Raw genomic sequence first — 24,839 nt, forward strand, 5'->3', positions numbered from 1 at the left:
ACCCCTAATATGCGCCAGCTAGTTCTAATTGCTCAAATAAATTTTGGATACTTGTTTTTTCAAATTGTGAAGTACGCTTTTTCTTCTCGATAAATTCAAACATCGTGCCGGAGTTTTTATCTCTGAGTGTGAAAATCTGCTTCAACTGATCGCCATGAATAATATTGGTCGAAAACTGTAAACCAGTCTGCATTAAACGGGATTTTGCCTCTTCAACATCATCAACTTCAATGGCCACATGTTGTACACCAGGACCATACTCTGCAACAAACCTAGAAACTTGAGATTCTTTATTCGTACCTTGCACCAATACGATGGTAAAACCATTACCACATAATTCGGCTGCTAACATACCTGAGAACTGACCTTTTACTTCTCGTTGCTTTAGTAGTTCAAACCCTAAAATACCGCAGTAAAAATCAATGGCTGATTCTAGATCTAAAACCGCAATGGCCAAGTGATCGATACGTGTTGCATGATTTAATATCTGTTTCATTTTATTCTTCCTTACTTGCACATATAACAGCCGACTTATTGATCATGAGTTTTAATTTCTATTTTTATTCATAATCTTGGTTTAAGTGGCAATTAGTTAATTTCAATATTTAAAAATTGCTCTCTCCAGCTGCTGGCTGTTTGGCTATATACAGTCAGCAGGTTTATGACTAATCTAAAAAGACAATTCCTGAACAGTGTTACGACTTGCGTTACTGACTAATCTCCAACGCGTTGCCAACGATAAACCCAATTAAAATGCACTGGTACAGGGCCCGTCGTAAGCGGTTCACCCCAAGCAGTCGCGTTGTATGTTGAAACCAATTTATTACCGTTGCTATGTAAAAACTTAAATTTACGTATATGACCAAACTTTAAAGTACTCTCGTCAGTCCCAATCAGTTGCAGTTGGCTTTTACAAAGTTCTAGCTCTGTTACTAATACACCATCATGTTGCTCACATTCAAAGCTCACAATTTCTCGCTCATCTGTGACAGCCCAAAAACCACTAAAGCTAATTGGTCCAGCTTGAATAAGTATTTCACCATTCTCTTTGAAATCAACATCAACCGTTGATAACCCATCCGTATTCTCAAGCGTAAAGCGACCAGGTACTAATGTGTTAGGATCAACGTATCCTTGCGTTAAGAAGTCATGTCCGTATATATCATTACTTTCATTTTGATAAATCGCACTGTAGCCACCGAGTACAGTTCCTGTAAACCCTAAGTCCCAGCTTATGCCATTAGCTAAAGCAACATGCACTTGTTGATCATTCTTATATTCCCAAGTGAATGTCTGAGTATTCTCTGCATTGTCACTACTTGGATCTATAAACGAAATCACGCCTGTATTTCCTTCATGAAAAACAATCTGGTGACCTGCACCATCCGCCGATGCACTAAAGCCTGCAGGTATTTTAGAATAGTAAGTCTCATTTAAGTTAATGCTAAGATCGCTTAGCAGCGCAACTGACTCTTTTGTCACTATGGTATGGCGCTCTGTAACCTTAAACTGTGACAAATCTAATTGAGATGCGGTTAAATTATCCGGCATAACTATCTTACGTGTGATCAAATAGTCAATAACGACACTATCACCGAGTCCACTTCTCAATACAACATCACTTATTTGACTTTCCACATCTAATAACACATCAGCTTCATTCGCCACTTTAAAGTGCTGTGGTTCACTTAATGTGGTACCTTCATGTTTATCAAATATGATGCTGTGCCCCGATTGCTGAGCAGCCCCAGACAAACGCACATATTTGTGTGTTGATGCAGTACTAATTGGAAGCAATAAATTAACCACATCATCATTTAAGACCACTTCCAAAGGGCGATCAAAATTATCTGATAACTTCAAAAACTGTTTACCCGCATGCAGCTGTGTATCACTAAATTCATTTCTAACAACCTGATCTGAAGTCGTACTTTCGTAAACTCCATCTAAGTCCCCGTCTGTTTTGATTTCCCAAGTTGCAGCAGTGATATCTGAGCCGCTTAATGTAATTTGTTTTTTTGCACTCACACTACAATAATCTAACGGGACGATACCACATGTTCCGTCAACGATATTTAGCGTCACGATCCCTGTAGAATCTAAACTCCAATGAAACTTTTGAACGATGCCATCATGACTATACCGCCCTGTCTGTAATTGAGATTGTTGCACAAACGAGTTAGAGAAAACTTGATTAAAGTGACTCCCATGAAACTCTATCTGTGCCGTATCTCCCTTCCAGCTACCCAATAGCGCATATTCACTTTCAACTTTAAATGCTTTTTTCTCACTTGCGACTTGTGTTTCATAATATTGTTGGCTGCCGCACCCTGCAACTAATGCTAAAGCGCCTAATATAACCATGTATTTCATGTAAACTATCTCCTATTCATATTTATCGGTCAGCGACAGCAAAGTCACTATGTGCACCTATTTATCGACAGTCACTCGCTGTGCTAATACGCCACTAAATAAACGATTTAAAAAACCAACTTCAGTGTTCGATAACTCACCCATTACCTCTTTTAGCGAAATATATAATTTCACATACTGGTATTTCTCTTGGATCAGCTGAATCTTCTCTGACATTAACCGAGCGCGGTTATCTAACACTCGACTAAATGGCCCTAGACCACTGAAGTATTCATCTTCTGAATTTTTCAATGCTAATTCTACCGCCTCAACAGCCAGACCATTCGCAGCTAATGAGTGTGAAATTGCACGCAAAGTTCTATGGTTTTTCAATATTTGCTGCTTAACCTCCAACTGTTTAAGCTTTTTCATGTATTTCGCGCGTTCCATAGAAAGCTTTGCTTCGCTGCTCGCAGAGCTTACACCTCCACCATTATAAATTGGCATTTCCAAATACACGCCAATATTCCAACCATGCCGATTTAATGTATCAGGGTGCTGAAAGTTGTACGTCGAATCGGTATTACTATCGGTGTAACTCAGCCGACTCGTCACAGTAGGCAAGTGCTTCGCCTTTTTTGCTTTCCAATTCTCATTGGCAACCGTCAAATCTAAACTCGCAAGTTTAAACCCCCAGTTATTCTTAAACTTTTTTTGTAAATGTGTGATTGACTCAGTGGGATTATGCAGTACAGGTATTTCACCAGATACAGCATGAATAGCATCTACATCAACTTGCGTAATTAAAGATAACTGCTCAAAAGCCAAAGCGAGATCATTTTTTGCAAGTATTTCATCAGATTCAACTTTGAGCTGCTGTGATTCTGACTCTTTCAATTCACTGATTTTGACTAAGCCCACCGCATAGCGATTAGTAATAATACTATTTTGCTTTTCATACGCATCTAGCGTCTCTTGAATAAAGAGTAACTTCTCTTGCGCTTCTACTACATCTAAGTATGCTGATAAAAAATCACTGGTATAGGAAGACAATGCTTGTTGAAATTTGACTTTGGCCTGAGTCGAGCCGTACTGACTACCTTTATAATCATAGTAGGCTGGCAAATCAAATAATCGCTGACTCAACCCTAATTCATATTCCGCAGCATCCGATGCTGATTTTTGCGCCCCTTTATATTGCAATAGATTATGAGTATCTAACGCTTGTGTTTGAGCATCATAACGCACATGTGCTGATAACTTTAACTGAGGTAATAGCTGCGCAAAAGACTGCTTCTCACCCTCTAACCCCGCCAAATATGCAACACGCTCAGCATTGACAGACAAGTTATTTTTAACCCCGTTACTGTATAGCTCGATAAGCGTACTGCCATGAGCAGCGCTCATGTATGTCAGTGACATGCAAAGACAAATTAGATTAAACTTCAACGAAACCCCCTACCTCTAACGATAAATCGATCTATCTCACGAGTGAGATATTGAAATAATAAAGACACGCCATAATTACTTGAAATTCTAACGCTGTCTGCCAAATAAAAATAAATTAAACCCGCTCTGTTTACGCCGCATTTGTCGCAAGCTGAGTTTCAAAGTAAAGATTTAACTGAGCTATAACTTGATGAGGGTGCGTATCAATAAAAAAGTGCCCGCCTGAACATTCAACCCTAGAAAAATCAGAAAAATACATACCCCACATATCAATTTCTTCATCAGAAATAGCATCATCTTTACCAAATAACACGGTGACCGGCGAAGGTATATTCACGTTTCCTTTATAGCTATATTCCCCTGCGACTTTAAAGTCAGACCTTAGCATTGGTAAATGCAACTCTATTAATTCTTTGTTTTCAAGAATTTCCGCAGGTGTTCCTTTCATGTCTTTTAATTCTTGAATAAAATCAACATCAGGTAGCTCGTAAACCTTCCGATCAAAACATTTTCTTTGAGGACCCGCACTCCCTGATGCAAAGAAATGCAACGGAGGCTTTAAACCAGCTCGAATAGCGCGGATGATTAATTCAAAACCAATCCGGCTTCCTAAACTATGACCAAAAAGAATATAATCAGAGTGTAATATCGGTGCCAGTTCACTAAATAATGATTCAACCAATGATGTCATATCAGCAATCGGCTCTGCGGAAAAATGAGATCCTCTTCCTGGTAGTTGAATAATATTAAGTTCAACATTGTCGGGAAGCAAATCTACCCACGGATAGAAGACAGATACGCCACCGCCAGCATAAGGGAAACAAATTAATTTAACATCTGCATTCGGTCGAGGTTTTGGCGTGACGCACCATTTGCTCATTGTGCTCTGTTTCTTATTGAGAGTATACATGTCAGATTGCTCCATTAGTTTAGCGGTTGGATTAAATTCTCAAGGTCCATTTCCAACTGAGAATTGACTGCTTGTGAATGTAAAAATACACCGTCGGCACCATCCAGCTTTCCGCGAGAGTAACCTTGTTCATATGCCCATTTAACTAACTCAAGCTCTTTTCTAGATAGTGATTTTGCTACTGGCATGCTGCGATCCTTTGTCTTGTTATATAGTTTTACGTATCTTTTTTCATCAGACTCATTGAACATTGCTATTACACCTTTATAAGTAAGCACTATATAAAATGAACATACATGGGCTTTTTAAATACGGCATACACATACTTCATTTTTCATATTTGTTTAAGATTAGAGAGAAGTTATTTACGTATTGTCTTCATCTCGTCAACAGCACCTAGATTACACAGGAAACCTAAAAAGTTGAAATTATGAAATGTTATCTAACCTCTAAAAAAAAATAAAATAAAAGAACGCAAACGATTGTTTTTAATGCTTAAAATAAAAAATATAACGAAACCGAATATATAACAATTACAAAAACAAAAAATATTAGTGCAATCCTTCATACTTTTTGATGCAACTAAAAAACAAATAATACTGCTTGTCAGACGATATGTGGCCGGGCGAAGACTTTAAGTATTAAAAGTCATATTATCAATCATTAAATAAAAAAACAAAAACAATAAAAACAATAGCTAATGACAAAAAAAGCAAAAACCAGATAATAAAAAGCATCAGTCAGGCCTTTGCCATCTGCATTTTAATTTTTTTAAGCATGATTTAAATAAATCCTTAATTGTCAGACCAGCCATCACCTCGTTCAAAATCTCCCTATCTATTAATATCGTAAAATGAACGGCCAACTTTCATCATCTGTACCTATAAGCACTTGGAATAAAAAAGGTAACAGCAATTCCTGAGTGGCCGAACAATCTTGATTCTGATATAATCCAGCTATTCAAAAATAATAATTAACGACATGCATCGTAGACTGATGATACAACAAGTCATGTTATGTCGAACATTTATCATGCAAGTGTTCCGTGTTTCATGACCTAAACATGTCACACACTTGGCAAAACCACAATTTACTTGAGCAACAGAACTATGGTAGAAAAACTAGATCAATTACTATTGGCCAGCGTTAACAATAAAGAACTGTTTCATATTGAATCATTTGAGTATAAATCACTTTTTCTTAGCTCAGTTCAACCAGACGATTCAAATGCTAGGTTTATGCCGTGTATTTTTATTGAAGACGAGCATGCAAAGCAATTTATTACACGCAATATCACCAAAAGACAACTCAGTGAGATTTACCAAGCTGAAAATCATGTAATGATCGGTAAGTCTTGTATTATAAATTGTCTAAAATATGGATCTAATGAATGGAAGAAAGCCAATACAACTATCGAGTCCATCGTTGAGCTTGGCGAAAACATCTCCGTTTCAGAAATGATTCAAGCACCGACCGTCTATCCAACAAATGATGGTCATTATCAAATACTCACTGGGCACCGTCGATTTTTCGCATTAGTGTTTGCATATGGTTTCTCTCATGTTGCACAATTTAAAGTATATGAAAACAAACCACTGCTATCGAAAGTAAAGCAGTTCCAGGAAAATGCGAGTCGCGAAGACCTGCCTCAATACGGTAAATTACAAGCATTCTTGTCTGCCATGAGAGAAATCGATTCTCTAGACCAAGCACGTCTAAAGCTGGGAGATAAAAAGCTAACCGTTAAGGATAAAGCGAAGAATTTAGGGATTTCCATGGGTGCCTTTGATAATTATAATGTTTTGACTCGATACCCAGAAGTCATCGAAGCCTATGAAAAAGGCCTAACAAACTCATTTGTCGGTACAAAAAAAATCGTCTTAAAAATTGAAAACGATTACAAAGTACAACACGATAAAAAGCTACTCAATTTATCTGACAGAAAGTATATTGGCGATCTCATTGAGCAGCAATTAGCAGGGAAGAAAGCCGCCAAAAAAGTCACCACGACTTATAACTTAAAAAATATTCACTCTGTCGATATATTAAAAACATTACTTTTTAGCAATGTTGCAGATCTAAACCTTGAATTAGACTGGGATAATTTAGATTGGAATAATGCTCAAAGTGTTAACAATGCACTGTCTGAACTTATTGCTACACTATCAAATCAAAAAGACATCGACCTCTAACGAGACAATCATTACTATGCGAAAGCTTGACGGTCTTTTCGTCCAGCTTTCGCATAGTTGATGTATCCTTTTATAAAGCCGCCGCAAGCAACCTGTTAGCAGGTCTCCACTCGACACACCTACACCCTCGAGCAAGAAGCTTTAATCAACTTGATTTTATCAAAGTCGTAATGTTAAATTTGCGATGACCTCACAAAAACCGAACCTTTTTCAGGTTCAATTGTTACATTTTATATAGGTTAAAGCATTGAAATACGCTGCTATTGCTATAAAATTGTAAGTGGCTAGGTAAGTAAAAGGACGATATCATTAAATTCAAGCTTCTCTCGACGTCACAGTTCAAGAATGAGTGGATATTGTCAACGCTTGTATGGACGATAATTATTATGTTGTTATCGATACTTACAATCATCCATGATGCGCTCGTGCTCACTCAGCATCAATTTGACAATCACCCTTTATGGGCGCCGCAAGAGTGGGGATTATGGTACTTACTGACCCCCATAACATTTCGTTTACTCAATCATTTATACGATCCAACTCAGGCAACTAAAAAACGACCCTATATTCTCGTTGGCTTAGTGATTTTTTGTTGTTCAATGACCTACCAAGCTATTTTTGATTTTTACTTTTACCATGATGAAATCTCAAGAACTTTGGTCTACTTCGCGCCATCTCACCCTGTTGTGATTGGTATTATTATGGCGATATGGTATCACTTCCTAAAAGAACAGCCAGCAACAGAGCATCATGCTCAAACACTGTTAGTTGATAGCGGTAAAGATAAAGTAGTTTTACCGCTCGAAGACATCATAAATATTAACTCAGCCAGTAACTATGTCGAAATTTTTACCCATGAGAAAATGTATTTAAAGCGCACGACATTAAAGGAAATTGAACAACGCTTGCCAGCCAAGTACTTTATACGAACCCACCGTTGCCACCTTATTAATATAAACTATATGGCGCGCATACAAACTTCCCTAACAGGCAGTCTCAGTATCGTGATGAAAAATGGCCAACCAGTCAACCTGAGCAAAACCTATAAGCATCAAGTCAAACAACTCTGGCATGATGCTGCGTAATTGTCGTTCTCAATAGCACACTTATTCACTCCTCCCAATATGGTAGGGGTGAATAGCCCTATTATATAACTCCCCCCAAAACTCGTCCCAATCATCCCTAAGACTTTGAAGTAGTTAGTTTGTTTATATTTAATAACTAGAGAAATCATACCGAGAGAAAGGAGCCGGTTTTGTATACTCGTTTCAAGCACCTATGTAGCTACTTATTTATAGGTTTGGCTACATGTACCACCCATAACGCCATAGCTAACACCACAAGTATGAGCACACCCAAAGTCCTCAATGCCAACCATTGGGGTCAATTCAGTGCCCAAAACGCGCTAGACATTATTGAAAATGTCCCAGAGTTTACCCTGGTAGAAAAACCCAGTGAACGGGGCTTATCAAACGCCACTGTCAATATTCTTATCAATGGGGTTCCTTCAATCCCAGAACATAACTCTCCTCAAGCGTATCTCAAGCAAATACCCATTGATCAAATTAAGCGTGTTGATTTCTATAACACCAATCATCCTTTCTCTGTTGCAAGCCAATTCTCACAATTGTTCAACATCATTACCCATAAAAATAATAGTCAAACCTCCCTATACACTGAATTTGCGCAACAAGCGGATAGAGTCACGTTAGATAATATCGCACTCAAAATAGCCATGCCTTGGCATGGCTGGAATCATCAGTTTAGTGCCAATAGACAAAACACATTCTATATATCAACAGCTGATATCTATGAACAGACTCCAGATAATATAACCAATCAGATCGGGGATGAATCATATAAAGAAAAAGATAAAAGTCACTCGCTCAGCTTGACTAGCCGCTTAGAAAATCAAAAAAACTTGCTGCAACTTACGGTTAATAATGAAAAAAACAACTATCATGAAAATACGCTCAATCTATTTTCTACAAAATCAACACAGCTACTTCTGGAAAACACTCAAAAGTCGCAGCTAAACGTTGGCGTCGACTGGCACTATAAAGGCCTGAGTACATGGCAATTACACAGTGTGGCTTTGCTTAGAAATATACAGGATACAACCCATACCCACGCTACATTCTTCAACTCAACAGCACACAGTCGTCCGCAGGATTCGAGTGTGTTTATGCAAACTCAAAATTGGCGTGAACTGGCGGCAAAAGTCATACTGTCCCAAGCCAACCATGCCTTATCACCCGAGCTGGGTATTGCCTATAGTCGTAATGAGCTCATAGCGAGTACATTGCCATCCAACGCACAATCGCCACACTATATACCCAGCGATATACAAGAAATTCGCTATGAACCGTATGTCAAATTACAGTATGCATTAAATCAAAATTGGCAAGTGTACGCGCGGATCAATACTGAAAGCGCCAAGTTAACAACCCAAGGGAATGACAGTTTCGAATTTAGCAAAGTGTATATTAAGCCGTTTATAAGAGTCAGTTTTAATAATAAAAGTACCGTATCTATTTCTGCAACAGTGAAACAACAAGTTAAACAACTTGATTTTGAACCATTTATAGCCAGTGAAGAATCAAACTATAGCAGGGCATTCATCGGTAACCTTCGCTTAAAGCCGATGAAATATGATGAGTTTGAAATGCAAGCCAATTACGCACCAAACACACTCGTAAATATTAATCTAAACACCTTTTATCAATGGCAACGTGATATCCACGAGTACACTTTATTGTCTGACACTGAAGTTGGCATTGGTAACGCAGGATCCGCCCAATATTTTGGGACTGATTTACAAATAACACTTCAAACCGATAAAATTGTACCCAATAGTCGTTTAGAAATGACGCATACTTATCGACATGCCATATTTAACGACTTTATTACGGGAGAACGGCCAATCACAGGCCTAACACCTCACCAATTTGAAGTCGACTTTGTACATGAAACCAATCGTCTATCCTGGGGAGTGAACTATCAAACGCGCAACCTTTACACCGAGTTTTATTATGACGAAATTTACACTGAGCAAACAGGGCCTACATTAAACGTATTTACGGAATTTAACCTAAATAAAGATACCCATATCAAGCTTGCCGTAACGGCGCTTAGTGACGAAAAAACAATATTCCAACAACAATGGTTTAATGTTAATCGCGCAGGGACGCTGAGCGATAGCCGTACTTTGTATGATGTCGCCAAGCCAAAAATCACCTTATCGATAACACACTCTATTTAATTGCCCTCAGGCTAAAATATATCATATTCCCTTTGGTTAATAAAAAGGCCAAAGGGAATATTATCCACAATAAATCAACATTCTTAAGTTCAATAATTTAGATAAAAAAGACCAAGTCACAAGATTGCATTACCTAAGCACAAAAAAGTATAAAAATCACGCTAAACAGTAATGATTTGCAATACTATCCGTGTTAGCATAATCCTATAAATGCAAATAAAAATAGTTATTAATTAAAGGAAACCATGAAGCTCTCTACTCTCTCTATTGCACTGCACGCTACTTTTTTATTCCCAGCAATCGCACTATCGAATACCACATTAGCAGTGGAAGCTAAGACACAAAACGATGAAAAAATTGAAAACATCGTCGTTACAGGTCACAAAATAGCTCGTAGTTTACAAGAAACTACCACCAGCGTTGCCGTGTTAACTGCAGAAACGATTGAGCATCAACAAATCAATACCTTTACAGATGCCTTAGTTAATACAGCTAATGCACATGCAACCGATTATGGTTTTAGTATTCGTGGTATTGATGGCTCGAACGTATCAGGTGATGGACACAGCGCTCTTGCCAGCGTCTATATTGACGGCGCCCCCATCCCTCAAGGACTCATTCGAAATGGTACTTTTTCTACATGGGATGCAACGCAAATAGAGATACTTCGAGGCCCACAATCGACCTTGCAAGGGCGTAACTCTTTGGCCGGCGCCGTGATCTTAAATACCCAACAACCAAGCTATGATAAAGAAGGGCATTTTAAACTGACGCTCGGTGAAAATAATAAGCAAGAAGCCGGTATTGCATTTGGTGGTGGCTTAATAGACGATGAGCTTGCTTTTAGGTTTAGTGGCGAAGAGAAACGTTACGATGGTTCTATCACCAACCTATACGATAACAGCCACTCTGATACTGACAACGAACATACATATCGTCTTAAACTCCGTTATGAACCAGCTGGTATGGAAAACCTATCTACTATGCTCAGTGTTATGAACGCTGAACGCAAATATGGAGATGCCAACCTGACGAAAGACGCCGGTGCAGATTCCTTTAGCAATCGTTCAACCTCTTATAACGACACGCGACAAAGGCAAGTCAAAACAGATCTAGTATCTCTCTCTGTCAATTATGATATCAATAGCCTCATCTCACTGGCATCTTACACCACCTATTCAGATGTTGTTGAAATCTACTCATGGGATTCAGATTACCCGCAAGGTTATGGTAACGCACCAGTCGTTGATACAGGTAGTGCGACCTTCTACAACAATGAAGAAAAAACACTAACACAAGAATTCAGAATAAACTTTGACCATGAGAATTTTAGTGGTGTTGCAGGTGCCTATTATTTCAAAAGTGAGCAGGAAGAAGTAAGTACCGGTTTTAACAATTATTCATTGGCTCGATTAGGCCTATCTAGTAGCGCTCTTCAATCACAATATAAGCTCAGCCCACAAATTGCTGATTTAGTCTTAGGGCAATATGCTGACTTTAACCCAGCAAAAACAAAAGTTTACTCATTAGCAACCAGCAATATCACCAGCTATGCTCTTTTCGCTGATGGCGTTTGGCATTTGAACGAGCAATGGGACTTACTTGCAGGTATTCGCTTTGATAGAGAAAAACAAGAAAATACCAGTGAGGCACAATACGATATCCTTAACAAAAACGCCTTACCTAACCCCAGTAGTTATATCGGCACGCCATATGAAGGGGTAGTACCACTGATCAGTGGTATAAACGCGTTGGTTGTTGGCCTTGCAGATAGTGCATCGCAAATCGCGCCATTAAGTGATGCTTCATTCAGTACCGTGTTACCAAAGGTGGGGGTGAGTTATCATGTAAATGATGATATCTCCACCACATTCACTTTTCAAAAAGGCTATCGTTCTGGCGGCGTAGGTGTAAACCAAGCCCGTGCGAATGTATTTGAGTATGAACCTGAATCAACGGATAACTACGAACTCTCAGTGCGCTCTACTTGGTTAGATGGTAAGCTCACAGCCAATGCCAACCTGTTTTACCTAGATTGGAAAGATCAACAAGTATCGGTCCAGCTTTCCCCTAATAACTTTGATACACAAACGGTTAATGCGGGTACTTCTGACGTAAAAGGGTTCGAATTAGAGCTCAATTATACGATCAATGATAATTTAAAAACCTATGCCGCAATTGGTTATGCTGGTACGGAATTTACTGATTTTACCATTAAGATCCCCAACCAAGATGGCAGCAACACCAATTTTGATCTATCGGGTCGTCAGTTTCCTGCTCCACAAAGAACGCAAAATATTGGACTCACTTACCAAGACTCAATTGGATTCTTTGCCAATCTAAATATTAGCTATGCCAGTGAATCTCCAAACAGAGCAAACCCATACCGAGATGGTCTAGAACCAGGTGATCTGTATTTTGATCTCAATAACGATGCAAGAACAATCGTTGATATGCAATTAGGATATGAGTGGAATAACTATGGGATTTATCTTGTAGGCAAAAATATCACTGATGAAGAGTATTACGTCGCACATAGAGCACGGAACCCTCGCATTGGTAAACCAAGCGAATTGTCGCTTACATTCCGCGGTAATTTTGATTGGTAATATAAAACCGCTCGTAAGTAGCGACTTTACAACCGACAAAGAGATGCTCAATTAAGTGACATCTTTTTGTCGTTTTAACTGAGTCATAAATATAATAAAATTTGAGGGAATAACCATGAGCTACTTTTTTTTCTTGCCGGCCTATTGGTTGTGCGGGGTCTTGCTATACAGAGCAAGTCCTAGACAATCGTTTACACAAACAAAGTCAACGGCACGAAAACTCAGTCTAACATGTACTGGAGCCGTCATAGTGCTCACTGTTTTAATGCTACTGAATAGTAAGGCTGGTCTGGCTACAGCTTTACTTACTCCTGTAATTTTATTTATGTTTTTTGTCCCTGCGCCTGTTTTTTTATTATCTCACCGACCAACATGGGCATGGCCAAGCCTGATATTTGTCACCCTACTGAGTTTACTTTTTCAATTACTTGGAGCTGACCATGTGGCATAAAACAATTGCAGGCTTGCTGAGTGGCTTAATCGTGATGATATTAGTCCCGAGCAGCATCAGTTTACTCTTTCCAAATTATATCGGGGTAGTACTGGCATTAGGGCTCATATTTGCGCTCAGTGCCTGGGCGGGTGTTATGACTTGGTGCTATGCAGCAGATAACAGCAAGCAAGCGTGGTTGAGGGCTGCTAAAGCATCAGTACCTACCGTCATTATTTTCATTGGTATCTTTTTCACTGCAGCGGGGCCAACAGTATGAATAAAAGTACATTAAAAAACCTAACGCATGCACATGCTTGGTTAGGACTTATTATCTCTGGCGTATTGATGATCGTGTTCGTCTGCGGTTCATTATCATTTTTCAGATATAATATTGTGCAATGGGATAGCCAATATCATGCCCCCGCCCCACTGGCTGGAGAAGTGGCATCTGTTGCCACCATCCTAGATAATATTAGCGCCAAAAATTACAATATCCCAACGCATCACAATCTACTTATCTCTTTGCCTACGGATGAACAGCCCTATTATTACACTGCCTTTGAAACAGAAACAGACGATGGCCACCATCAAGATCACCAACTTAACTTCGATGCTAATACTGGCGAACAGCTGGCTGTAAATACAGAGCAGTTCTATCTGAGTGATATGCTTTATATGCTGCATATCAGTCTCTTGCTGCCATATGGTACAGAAATTGTCGGGGTGATCACTTTACTGTTTTTTGTCATGGTGCTATCTGGTATTTGTATGGTGTTAAAGAAGCTAGTTAGCCACTTCTACCAATACCGTCTCAAAAGAAATAAAGATACCTACCTTGATGGACATACCTTAATTGGCATTTCTTCTTTACCATTCACATTCATTTTTGCACTCACTGGGGTGATGTTTAATTTGAGTATTTTATTACAAGCAGGATTTGGCTTTGCAGTGTTTAAAGGGGACATTCCAGCCTTAATTAAAACTGCTGGCTTTTTCGATTTACCGCATGTTGAAGCCTCTGGAAATTCCATTAGTCACAACTCGGTGGATATAATCGTGCAAAAGGTTCGCGCCGACTACCCAGAGCATAAAATAGTCGTAGTAAATTTGTATGGCGCGGGGGATGAAAATGGCGTGGCTGAAATTAGATTACAAAAACACCACGATTTAATACCGACGACCCATGTCACCTATGCCTTAAAAGATGCGGCTAAATTGGCAGACTATAACGCGATTGAAGCGCCCACAGCAGCCACATACACAACGCTTAGCAGCTTGCACTTTGGTGAGTTTGGTGGGATCACGTTAAAGTTTGTTTATTTCATCCTAGGGTTAGGTTGTTGTTACCTCATTTTATCGGGTAACTTGATCTGGCTTGAAAAACGGGAAAATAATCGTCAGCAAAGTAAAAGGGGATTGGCCTTTGTGAAAGCCATGACCTTAGCGCTCTCAACTGGCACTTTAATTGCCGTGGCGTGTAGCTTTGTTGGAACTCGGTTTGCGCCATTGAGCTGGCCTCGCACCGAACTGCTACCAACCTTGTTTTTTTGCGCGATCGGGATCAGCCTCATACACGCCCTGTTTAATAGCATTAAGCATCAAGCCATTCGCCGAGCAATGGTACAACAGCTCGTGTGTGCCGCAATTCTATTTGCTATATGCCCACTGTATGATTTCATTCAGATTGTGTCTGGTTATACACCGTATGCCTACCTGCAGCTCGACGTATTTCTCGTTAATGCCGCACTTTTATTAACTGCATTATTTTGTTTTTCTCTTGGAAAATATCAACATGCAACAAGACCTAACGCCACAGAAGAATCGCTAACAATGAGCCGCTCTGTCAGTTAATTTAAGCAAAAAAATAGGGCTGAATACCAGCCCTATTTTTTTTCTTTAAATTGCTAAACTACTTATTGCACTGGTGCAATTTCCCACACCGCAATTGACCCTGATATTTCGTTACCAACAATCAATAATGGATTACCTGTGGCGCTCTGCTCTGCCGGAACAAAAGCCATACCTTCAGGCGCTAAGTCGCCAGTGATATCTTCCCCTTCTAGTGTGCCTCTATTATAAAAATAATCGACAAACTGCACATCATACGGGTTAGTGATGTCATACATCATAATGCCGCCCATACGCTCTAAGCCAACAAACGCCAACTGCCGGTCACCCACTTTACCCAGTGCTAGTGCTTCTGGTTCAGCGCCTTTGGCATCTGAGCGAGTATCGCCTTCATTCTCATCTTCATCATTATTAAATGCTGCACCATGCACCGAGGCAGTAATGCGGGCTATTTGGTCGCCCGAATCAAATACCACCAGCCCATTCTCATCCCAAATCGTAAATGAACGTGCGCCGTAAGTATAAAGTTGTTCATACACACCATCATTATCGGCATCCCCTTTCACCGTGCTCACTTTTAGGCGGCCAATGTCATTATTATCGTTATTTAAATAAGAAAAATTGTTGCCCAGTGTTAAGTCTTTTGCCCTAATTTCATCCGTGTAAGACAAGCAGCCATCACCTTCATCAAACTCTAAGCCACCCTGATTTAAACAGGTCGCTTCATCGCTGGTGTTAAAAAAGTATTCTCGACCATCGCCTTCGTTCGCAGTCACAATGAAGTTTGCACCTTTCCAAGTGAAGGATGATAAGGTATCTGGTTGGTACATCCCCATTAAACCGGGGTATTTATTAAAGTTTACCCCGCCATCTTTGTCCGAAGCATCGAGCATCAACTCTGACCAATCTTTAAAACCGAGTCCCATTAACGTTAGGCTGTTATCAGTCAGATCCACCACCGCGATGGCGTTATTTTCTTGAAGTGATACATATGCATAGCGATTATCTTTAGAAATACTGACATATTCAGGCTCTAAATCCATGGCCACGGATGTCTGTATAAGCTTGCCATTGATAATCCGTCCAGTCGGGTTGGCAAATACCACCCCTTTTGACTCTAATTCAACTTGTTTATCATTGTACGCTGTAAAATTGAGCGACACTGCCGCATCAGCGATAACGCCCTCAGTGACGTCAATAATGCTTATGCTTCCTTCAGGATCAACACTGTAATCTCCGGCAGGCTCTCCCTCATTGGCCACAACAACCTTTTTCCCATCATGGCTGAATGTCACCATATCGGGCAGTGCGCCCACTACCACGTTTTTAATAAAGCTGGGGGCATCTCCTGAAATATCATAAAAAGCAATATGACCTTTATCGCCTGTCCCCTTCGCCGCCATAGCCACAGCGAGTAACTGAGCATTTTCGTCGATCGCGATACTATTCGCATCCCCAGCCGTATGTTCGTTTAGCCTCAGCGTCATAACACTTGCCAAATTCGTGGTCGTCACCACACCTTGCGCATTAGGCGTTAAACCTTCACTTGCAAAGTCTGTCGCTGGCAGAATATCAATCACCGCCTGCTCACCCGAGCTATTAATGGCATATATCCATTGCTTCTGTGCATGATATGCCACTATTTCTGCCGCACCTTCCGGGCTTTGTGCATTAAGTACGCCCCGTCCTATCAAGCTTACTGTAAGCGCCGATTGCGCATTTTGACCCGCTTCTCCTGCACTTCCTTGCTCGCCCGTTTCACCTTGCACGCCTGCTATACCATCATCACCATCGAGCACACAGCCCGATAAGCCAGCTATTAAAGAAATTGTGAGTAGTGAACGTTTGAACATAAAAAAGCCTTCGTGAAAATTAAAATGAGTTAGATGTATAGTTCACCACAATACTATGACTGAACCGTGACGAAGGCATGCTGACTCTCCGTATTTTTATGGTAGCTGATAAATAAAAAGTCGCGATTCTTCGTTGTTTCCTATTTCTAAACACATAAATTTAGATACAATCATCGTTCACCTAATAATTATAAAGGCCCACGCCACTTATGCCGGTTAACTATTTATTCATTCTATTCGTCGCATTAATTTTAACCGGGTGTGCCAAAACGGTGCCTGACGCATCGCACACCGCAGAACCTGAACTCAATCACACCGCTCATGCGAAAGTGAATAAAACTCCGAACGAGGCCATACCGAGCAAAGCAAGTGTTATTGATCCAACTAAAGTGGATGATGTGTGGCAACGCATCGCATTGCAACTGAGCTTTGCTCCGTCACAACACCCCAGTGTTCAAAAACGGGTTGCGTGGTATTTACAACACCCAAATTACATGGATGAAATAAGTAAACGTGCCGGTCCTTTTTTACATTATATCGTTGACGAAGTTGAACGAAGAGGATTACCTATTGAACTCGCCTTGATGCCGCTGATAGAAAGTGACTTTGATACCAGTGCTTACTCGCATAAACATGCGTCAGGTTTGTGGCAACTTACACCGTTAATCGCTAAGCACTATGGTATTAAAATTGGGCCTTGGTATGATGGCCGACAAGACGTGATAGATGCAACAAGCGCGGCTTTGGATTTTCTGAGTTACTTACATAAACGCTTTGATGGCAATTGGTACCATGCAATTGCGGCCTATAACACCGGCGAAGGGCGTGTTGCCAGAGCCATTAACAACAATATCAAACACGGTAAATCCAGTGATTTTTTTCATCTAAAACTGCCCAAACAAACCCGTCATTACGTCCCTAAACTACTTGCTGCGGCGACGCTGTTACGACAGAAAAAAATGAAGTTCCCCCCCATTAAAAATCAGGCCGTTATTGATATTCTACCATTAGAAAATGGTGTGATTTTAAACGATTTACTGACGTGGCAATCACTAGAAAAGCTCAACCCTGGCTATACTCGATTCCCAGCTTTACTCGATGGGCCGACTCATATTGTCATCGAGAAAAAGCATACATCACAGTGGCACAGTTATATTGCGCAACAACCGAAGATGCCATCAAACCAATGGCAACAATACACAATTCAACCTGGCGATAGTCTAAGTGTTATTGCTCAACGTCATTCATTAACTGTGGCGCAGCTGACAACATTTAATCAATTAAAGAGCACACGTATTCGCGCGGGTAAAACGCTGTTGTTACCTATTTTAGCTGACAAGAAAATCGACTATTCGGTTAAATCAGGAGACAGTTTGTGGCGTATTGCTCGCACCTTTAATGTCACCGTCAGTAAATTAAAGCAGTGGAATAATTTGTCTAAAGAAACCTTACAAATCGGCAAGCAACTCACTGTGTTTTTAGCACCATTATAAAGGCAGCAGGCATATAAAATGACAATAAACACCCAGCCACCAGCCACATCAACACCTCATACGAATAAAGCCGTTAAAGTGAAGCATAAACCCTTTTTGACGCGTTCAAAGCTCAATACCATGTTGGCTTTGTGTGCCATTGCCATTTCGGCTGCCTCATTTTATGCCACCTACTTACAGGCCAAAGCATCTCAACAACAAGTCGCCGCTGCAAATCGACAGCTCAAAGCTGAAACATGGCCATGGTTGAAAATGGGGTACTCAAATTTTGATGTAAATGAAGAACAACAAACCATCAATATGAATATTCAGAACTCGGGGACCGGCCCTGCTATGATCCACTATATTGAATATGAATACGACGGCACACCGCACTACGATATATTGGAGTTACTCAACGACTGCTGCAATCTGAACGCCTACCAACAAGCGCTCGCGGATATAGAGCATAAAAACACAGACATTAACTATCGAAATGCGTTTGGTTGGTTAGTATCGAGTACGACAAACAATGTTTTATTAGCCGATGGTGAAATCTATAGTGTCTTTACCATGCAAAAAACGAATTTTAATAGCAGTCTATGGATGCAAATCGACAATAATATCAACAAAGTGAACGCCAAAGCATGTTATTGCTCCGTGCTTAAAGAGTGTTATACCGTAAATCAAACCTCTCATATCGAAGAAGTCCCCCATTGTGACTTGCCCGCTTTATCAACCCAAATGAGTAACTATGGCACCAAAAAACTCTGACTTTATTGCGACTCTAAAACAGTTTGAAGGACAAATTAACCACCTGTATTTAGACAGTCGCGGGAACCCTACCATTGGCATTGGGTTTATGATGGCAAATGTCGATCAGTTTTGTGCGTTACTAATGCATACCAAACAGCATCAGCCAGCAACCAATAAGCAAAAGCGCGATGAATACCTCCGTTTGTCTCAGCTGCCTTCAGGCTACAAGGCTCAATGGTATAAAGCGCATTGCCTGCTCTATTTGCCAGAGCAACAATGCGATATCGTTTTGCATCACCATCTCGGCCAATTTGAGCGAGAGCTTGCTGTCATATTTAATCGTAAAAATGGCTTTAAGCAAGAGTTTCACTCACTACCCAACCCAGTTAAAAGTGCCCTACTCGACATGGTGTTTAATTTAGGTAGCCATCACCTTGCTAACCATTGGCCTAAATTACATCACGCCATTAAACAACAAGATTGGCAACGAGCTGCCAAAGAATGCCATCGAAAACACATACAAACCGAGCGTAACAAACAAACCGCTCAGTGGTTTAAATCTGCTGCCAGTGATACACGCAGTTATTCTTGGGTAAAATGGCTAGTGCGTAAAATATTGAATCGCAAATAATTTAATCACAAGTAATTAAGTTCGCGCTTTTTGGTAAGTAAATAAGGCCTAAAACGGGTTGAGCACGACCTCTGGTCGTACTGCGTATTTATAAGCAATCATGCTGTTTCTGGGCCACGAGCAAAGTACCCATGCTAACGACTGTGCCTGTATAGCAAAAACGCCAAGTAAGCTTATGCTACTTGGCGTTTTTATTTTTTACGCAAGGTTTTAATATATTAAATTAACTGCTTTTTCCATTCTTATCAGCGGAAAAGTACTTCCTGCGCAATAAATCATGAACAACGAGTTCTTGTTCTCGCCCGTACGCTTTAAACATACGGTTATTATGCATGTGTAAAATAGAGCTTAATAGTGAGTCTCGGGTGCAATTAAGCGCATCACTTGCGATCAATTCATTAAGCTTTGCAATTATAGGCGCCGCTTGAGTTTGCCATTGCTCAAGTAAACCCAATAACGACCGCTGTAATTCATCACACTCACCCTCAGATGCAACATGTAACTTCACAAAGTCATCATGGAGCTGTGTTTCATATTCACGATATCGATTACCGAGCTGCTTTCGTAATATACTGCTTTCATTGAACTCACGACCAAAACCATCGCGTAAGCCGCTAATTAAGGTTAATCGTTCCTCAGCTGAGTATTCAAACAAAGTTAACAGCCGATCAGTACAATTGAGTGCAATACGCCAGCGTACACCTTCTCCGTGTTCATCAACCAGTGCACATGTTCTGGCTATTAACGCACTATCTAGCATAAACAATGACTCAACCAACGCCATTGATTCAGGACCACCGTAGCGTTCAACTTCACGCTCATAGGTCATGAGTTCTACTTTATGTAATTCTCCAGACTCAATCATTGGATCTAGTAGGGCGTTTAATTTTGGTAAAAGGTCACCGCACAATTGACTTGGCTCACCATAAAAACGCAAACGTAAATGCCAATCCGGATCACCATAACGAATGAAGAACCATTTATCATATAACTCAGCATTTTCTTCAATTAATGGCAGTAGCTGCTCACTTAATAATTGCTCGACTAATGAGTTACCTGAGTATATTTTTAAGCTGAGCCAATTTGAACCGGCGCTAAAACGGCGTTTAATTGGCGTCGCTATAATATTAGCGAGCGGACTATCCGCATAGTGACTTAATGGCGTCGCTGAGTGATTAAAAAACGGTACAATGATCTCATTGTTGTAATGCTGCCCTTGCGCGTCAACAAAGCGAGACTTAAATTGCTCATGTAATACTTCTTTTAATTCTACACGAGGTTGACCTTTGGTTTCCGCAAGTAAAATTTCAAACATCTCTACACTGCGTAAGTCTAAATTTAAGACGTTGTCCGCCATCGCATAGCTGACTTGTGGGTCAAGCTGATATTTTGCCAGCAGCGCATTGAGCCTCTCGCGATCAAATTGACCTTTTTTGCACACATCTTCTAATTGCTTTCTATCTATGCGCCACACCTTTTCACTCAAAATGAGATTATCTAGCATAATACGCGGTACAAACGCAGCGCGTGCTGTACTACTAGGCATGCTAAAATTAGGAACTTGCCCGTCTTGATGTTGCATCATACATAAGAACTTATAGGCACTTAAACTACGATTTGAATAATTATGTGCACATGATAAGCGCGGAATGACCTGTTTATTTAAACGTTTACTCCACAGTTTTACCCTTTGCCCTTCCACCCAGACATGTAAATCACTTAACGGGATCTGATAGTCAGAGTCTAAACTGCTATCTGCCATAAAAACAATTTCATACTGACGTAAATGTGGTCGTGCAATCACGTTACCCGGTCGCCCTTCTGGCATATGTACAACTTCAGCAAAAATAACCTCAGGTGAATGAGCTTGCTCTTGCTCTAGCTCTTTAATCACGTCAAGCTTGAGTGATTCATCTAAATGACAAAAACGCCCCAGTAAATTGGCAGAGGAAGGACCATAGCAACCATTCCACTGCATAATTGGGTTCTGTCTATCATCTTGATACAGACTCATCATAGCAGCAAAGGAGCTAGGATATTTCTGTGCTGCTTCTTTGTTTGTTATTTTAGCTTTAAGCTCTTTACTCTTTAATGTGATACTCGTTAAGGTGCGGTTTTCTGGTAAACTGATCGCCTCTTCAATGATAGTATCCAGCATACTCACTTCTGGTGCATTGCCATTATTTGCGCCACCACGCACCAAATTGAGACCGGCAACCAAGGGCGCTTCGTACCCTGTTTCATTTGAAATACCAATGCCTGACTCATCATCTAAAATAACGTCCAATGGCACAAACTGGCCTTCAAAACGTGCATTAAACTTAGTGACGAAGTTACTCAACGCGCTTGACTCAGGCGATAAACTCAATCCCGACAGTAATTCAATTTGCTTTTGAAAACGCTTAATTTCCATTTCACTGAGCTGACAGCTATCAAAGCTGCGATAAACATCTGATTGAAAAAGCTTATTCTCTTGCGCTTTCACAGGTAAACTTTCTAAATGCGACAACAGTTGTTTATATGGAGCGATATCTCCCGTTTTTTGCGTATCCAATTTGTCAATTTGCGCAAGCGCAGTCGCTAGGTGATCCGCTGTGTCATGCTCAGCAATACCTTGTAAAGACTTTAATAATGCTAAGTCTGGAGAGTCACCTGTCAGTGGCAAAGGAATGTTTGCGATCAGCATCCCTTCATCAATCAAGTCTTGAATGTACGCTTCAACTTCTTCTTGTTCAGCTTGTGCATATTCACTACAAAAAGCAGATACTAAGCCATTAAAGCTCATACCCTGGCCCGCTTTTTCTAGCGCAAAGCGGAAATATTCATCACTTTCCACCGCACTCAAGCGGTATTGCATACTGTCATCAGATAAATATGTTTCGATGTAACGACACTGGTCAGCAACAAAATAGTGAGAAGAGTTTGGCTTATATGTCATTGTGTCGGAACGAGAAGCGTGCTTGATAAAATGCTCTTTTAACGCAGACAAATAGAACATATCAAGCCGAGTTTTACGCGCATCTTTAGTGTGTTCACTCGCAATGAGCTGTGTACTATCCCCTATTTCACCTTGATGAATGCCAGAAAACAAACCGAACGGCGTTGGCCTTGAGCACATTCTGATCATGTACTTGAGTAATGCTCTCGCTACCTTTTTACCTTGTTTTGACTCGGGCTTAGAGCGCCACTGCTCAACTCGCTCAAGCAATGAGGGGCTCGCTAGATAAACCGCTTCTTCTACGCCCGGTGTGTCTAACCATTCCTGTAATAGAGCATTAATATCTGCATCTTCCTTAGCAAATGCAGTTAAACTCTCAACGGGTAATCTTGGTATACGTGCTACAAAGAAAGCGCTGTTTTCTACTGATTTGGTTACTAACGGAGTGTTTTTTGTATTATTATTTTTATTCTGCATATTCATCCCTTAAGACAATAATAGGCAATCAGTCCAACTTACATCGTCGTCCAAAAACCCTATATAGGCTAAGCCAATCCCCGCATACCCCATTAAAAAGCTAAAGTCTTCATTGTGAGACTTTGATAAGCCATTGTAAGAATAAAAAGACTCCATGCCCTTCTCATCATACTTGGCAAGGCTGTAATCTAACCAAGTATGTGTGGCCTTTTCCAGTGCGGGATGCGGCATTATGTTGTTCAACATTTGATAAATAGTGACCAGTCCAACAGAACCATGGCATAAGCCTGCATCTATAATATGGCCTGACTTATCGTCTCGTGTCGTGGTATGGACTGCAATTTCCAACGCTTTATCAACATAACTCGGTCTATCTATGGCTTTACCAACGCGTGCTAACGTTAACGCAATGGTCAAATCACCGTAGCACCAACCTAATCGAGACTCAGGTGCACCATCCGCAGAGCAGCCAAAGCAAGCTGAATGCGGCTCAATACTTTTATTTTGCTGCTCTAGTAACCAATCACAGCCACCAAGCAGCAATTTAGTAACGCGCTCGCGTAATGAAGGAATGTTTACTGCGTGGAGTAACGCAGCAAGGATACCAGGTACACCATGTGCAAGACCTAAATTATATTCTGCACCCGTAGACTCCTTTGGATTATCCCTATCATCTCCTTTATCGAAACGATAAACAGAGTCTAATGGTTGAGACCAGGTTATTTGTTCATTGTCTAATTCAGTCGCGTTGCGCTCAAAGCCATCAACGATGACCTCATATAACTTCTCTTGATCGCTGAACTTAGCACGGCGAGATGCGTAAGGCGTATACCCAGCCAAACCAAGTACCATTTCGATTTCACCATTCCAAGGTAAGCTGCCCAGCGCCTGAACGAACAAACCATCAATATCATCTAATAAATCGTGTTCGTAATTTTCTGCATTCGCTTGATTAAAATACTCAAGTACCCAAGCTTGACCTGCTAACCCATTACTTAATTCAAATGACTGATCTGGTAACCCTTGTTGGAGGCGGTCTAAGTACTCAGAAAACATATCCTCATTAACAAGCTTAGGATCAAAACGGTGGGCGTTATATAAGAAGAGTAATTGACCTGCTAGCCCACTTAATAATCCATTGCTTTGTTCTTTCTCACAGTTAGCGGCTATTTTATTAGTTAATTCTTTAATAACCTCTGTTATTTTATTGATTTTAGCTTCACTAACATTTGATATATCAACCATTTTCATCCTTAGATTAAGTTAATTTTGCCTTACAAATAACTACAAGGTACTTAATAGCATGTAAAATTTCAACCTTAAGTAAATAAATTTAAAGTCAAAAAACACTTGAAAAAATAACATTTCAAGTACCAAGTCATTAAAATCCATTTTGAGTACAAATAAAAAGGATAATTTATAATGAAATTAAAACTAAATAAAAAAAGTGTTAAAACACTTTCTAGCGATATTGCTGCAATGCCAGCGGGGATGACTCCTCAAGTAGCTGGTGGTCAAGCGCAACCTGATAGTAGTTACATTACTTACAGAAATTGCCCATCAAGGATTGAATGTAGTGGTCGTGACAACACTTGTCCTCCTCGTTGTATGATCCCATAAAAACATAAAAGAGGCGGCTTATAAGCCGCCTTTACAT

The 24,839-nt window shown here is 40.3% G+C and carries 18 protein-coding genes; 10 read left to right on the forward strand and 8 right to left on the reverse strand.

Translation table 11 applies throughout. The annotated features are described in order from the left end of the window. Nucleotides 1-4: 4 nt before the first annotated feature. The 5 genes from BGP78_RS17310 to BGP78_RS17330 form a co-directional block, all read right to left on the reverse strand. On the reverse strand, nucleotides 5-496 hold the full coding sequence (locus BGP78_RS17310; protein WP_119862558.1) for a VOC family protein: 492 nt from the start codon (nucleotides 494-496) through the stop codon (nucleotides 5-7). A 218-nt stretch (nucleotides 497-714) separates the two neighbouring features. Next, nucleotides 715-2,373, reverse strand: a complete 1,659-nt coding sequence (locus BGP78_RS17315; protein ID WP_119862559.1) for a hypothetical protein — start codon at nucleotides 2,371-2,373, stop codon at nucleotides 715-717. Between the two features lie 57 nt (nucleotides 2,374-2,430). Continuing rightward, nucleotides 2,431-3,774, reverse strand: coding sequence for a TolC family protein (locus tag BGP78_RS17320; protein ID WP_259386367.1), 1,344 nt, complete (start codon nucleotides 3,772-3,774; stop codon nucleotides 2,431-2,433). A gap of 157 nt (nucleotides 3,775-3,931) precedes the next feature. Further along, complete coding sequence (locus BGP78_RS17325) at nucleotides 3,932-4,711, reverse strand: thioesterase II family protein (protein ID WP_259386368.1); 780 nt, start codon at nucleotides 4,709-4,711, stop codon at nucleotides 3,932-3,934. A gap of 14 nt (nucleotides 4,712-4,725) precedes the next feature. After that, nucleotides 4,726-4,899 carry a hypothetical protein gene (locus BGP78_RS17330; protein WP_259386369.1) on the reverse strand — a complete coding sequence of 58 codons (174 nt, stop codon included), beginning with the start codon at nucleotides 4,897-4,899 and terminating at the stop codon, nucleotides 4,726-4,728. Between the two features lie 921 nt (nucleotides 4,900-5,820). On the opposite strand from BGP78_RS17330, the gene BGP78_RS17335 reads away from it, so the two are divergent. From BGP78_RS17335 to BGP78_RS17365, 6 genes are all read left to right on the forward strand, one after another. Further along, the gene (locus BGP78_RS17335) at nucleotides 5,821-6,903 is read left to right on the forward strand and encodes a ParB N-terminal domain-containing protein (RefSeq protein ID WP_119862561.1); all 1,083 of its coding nucleotides are present in this window, start codon (nucleotides 5,821-5,823) and stop codon (nucleotides 6,901-6,903) included. A 386-nt stretch (nucleotides 6,904-7,289) separates the two neighbouring features. Then, complete coding sequence (locus BGP78_RS17340) at nucleotides 7,290-7,988, forward strand: LytTR family DNA-binding domain-containing protein (protein ID WP_119862562.1); 699 nt, start codon at nucleotides 7,290-7,292, stop codon at nucleotides 7,986-7,988. 170 nt (nucleotides 7,989-8,158) lie between these two features. Next, nucleotides 8,159-10,165 (forward strand): hypothetical protein, encoded by a 2,007-nt coding sequence (locus BGP78_RS17345; protein ID WP_119862563.1) that lies wholly within the window; start codon nucleotides 8,159-8,161, stop codon nucleotides 10,163-10,165. Between the two features lie 245 nt (nucleotides 10,166-10,410). Then, entirely contained in the window at nucleotides 10,411-12,774 is a 2,364-nt protein-coding gene (locus BGP78_RS17350) for a TonB-dependent receptor (protein ID WP_119862564.1), read from the forward strand. Nucleotides 12,775-13,214: 440 nt separating this feature from the next. Next, on the forward strand, nucleotides 13,215-13,484 hold the full coding sequence (locus tag BGP78_RS17360; RefSeq protein ID WP_119862566.1) for a hypothetical protein: 270 nt from the start codon (nucleotides 13,215-13,217) through the stop codon (nucleotides 13,482-13,484). After that, the gene (locus BGP78_RS17365) at nucleotides 13,481-15,058 is read left to right on the forward strand and encodes a PepSY domain-containing protein (protein WP_119862567.1); all 1,578 of its coding nucleotides are present in this window, start codon (nucleotides 13,481-13,483) and stop codon (nucleotides 15,056-15,058) included. The genes BGP78_RS17360 and BGP78_RS17365 overlap by 4 nt, the downstream gene beginning before the upstream one ends. Nucleotides 15,059-15,120: 62 nt before the next feature. Here the strand turns inward: BGP78_RS17365 and BGP78_RS17370 are convergent, their stop codons facing one another. After that, nucleotides 15,121-16,908, reverse strand: coding sequence for a choice-of-anchor I family protein (locus BGP78_RS17370; RefSeq protein WP_119862568.1), 1,788 nt, complete (start codon nucleotides 16,906-16,908; stop codon nucleotides 15,121-15,123). A gap of 209 nt (nucleotides 16,909-17,117) precedes the next feature. On the opposite strand from BGP78_RS17370, the gene BGP78_RS17375 reads away from it, so the two are divergent. The 3 genes from BGP78_RS17375 to BGP78_RS17385 are packed head-to-tail and all read left to right on the forward strand — an operon-like array spanning nucleotide 17,118 to nucleotide 19,767. Beyond that, nucleotides 17,118-18,401 (forward strand): LysM peptidoglycan-binding domain-containing protein, encoded by a 1,284-nt coding sequence (locus BGP78_RS17375; protein WP_119862569.1) that lies wholly within the window; start codon nucleotides 17,118-17,120, stop codon nucleotides 18,399-18,401. 18 nt (nucleotides 18,402-18,419) lie between these two features. Further along, entirely contained in the window at nucleotides 18,420-19,154 is a 735-nt protein-coding gene (locus tag BGP78_RS17380) for a hypothetical protein (RefSeq protein WP_119862570.1), read from the forward strand. Then, a complete protein-coding gene (locus BGP78_RS17385) occupies nucleotides 19,135-19,767 on the forward strand; it encodes a hypothetical protein (protein ID WP_119862571.1) in 633 nt (210 codons plus the stop codon). The genes BGP78_RS17380 and BGP78_RS17385 overlap by 20 nt, the downstream gene beginning before the upstream one ends. A 223-nt stretch (nucleotides 19,768-19,990) precedes the next feature. Here BGP78_RS17385 and BGP78_RS17390 read toward each other — a convergent pair whose 3' ends face one another. Both BGP78_RS17390 and BGP78_RS17395 read right to left on the reverse strand, forming a co-directional pair. Continuing rightward, on the reverse strand, nucleotides 19,991-23,182 hold the full coding sequence (locus BGP78_RS17390; protein ID WP_119862572.1) for a lantibiotic dehydratase: 3,192 nt from the start codon (nucleotides 23,180-23,182) through the stop codon (nucleotides 19,991-19,993). 9 nt (nucleotides 23,183-23,191) lie between these two features. After that, complete coding sequence (locus BGP78_RS17395; RefSeq protein WP_119862573.1) at nucleotides 23,192-24,427, reverse strand: lanthionine synthetase C family protein; 1,236 nt, start codon at nucleotides 24,425-24,427, stop codon at nucleotides 23,192-23,194. 177 nt (nucleotides 24,428-24,604) lie between these two features. Here BGP78_RS17395 and BGP78_RS17400 point away from each other — a divergent pair, with 177 nt between their 5' ends. After that, entirely contained in the window at nucleotides 24,605-24,802 is a 198-nt protein-coding gene (locus BGP78_RS17400) for a hypothetical protein (RefSeq protein WP_119862574.1), read from the forward strand. Nucleotides 24,803-24,839 lie beyond the last annotated feature (37 nt).

Source organism: Pseudoalteromonas sp. MSK9-3 (genome assembly GCF_003590335.1).
In the GTDB taxonomy this organism is placed as follows: domain Bacteria; phylum Pseudomonadota; class Gammaproteobacteria; order Enterobacterales; family Alteromonadaceae; genus Pseudoalteromonas.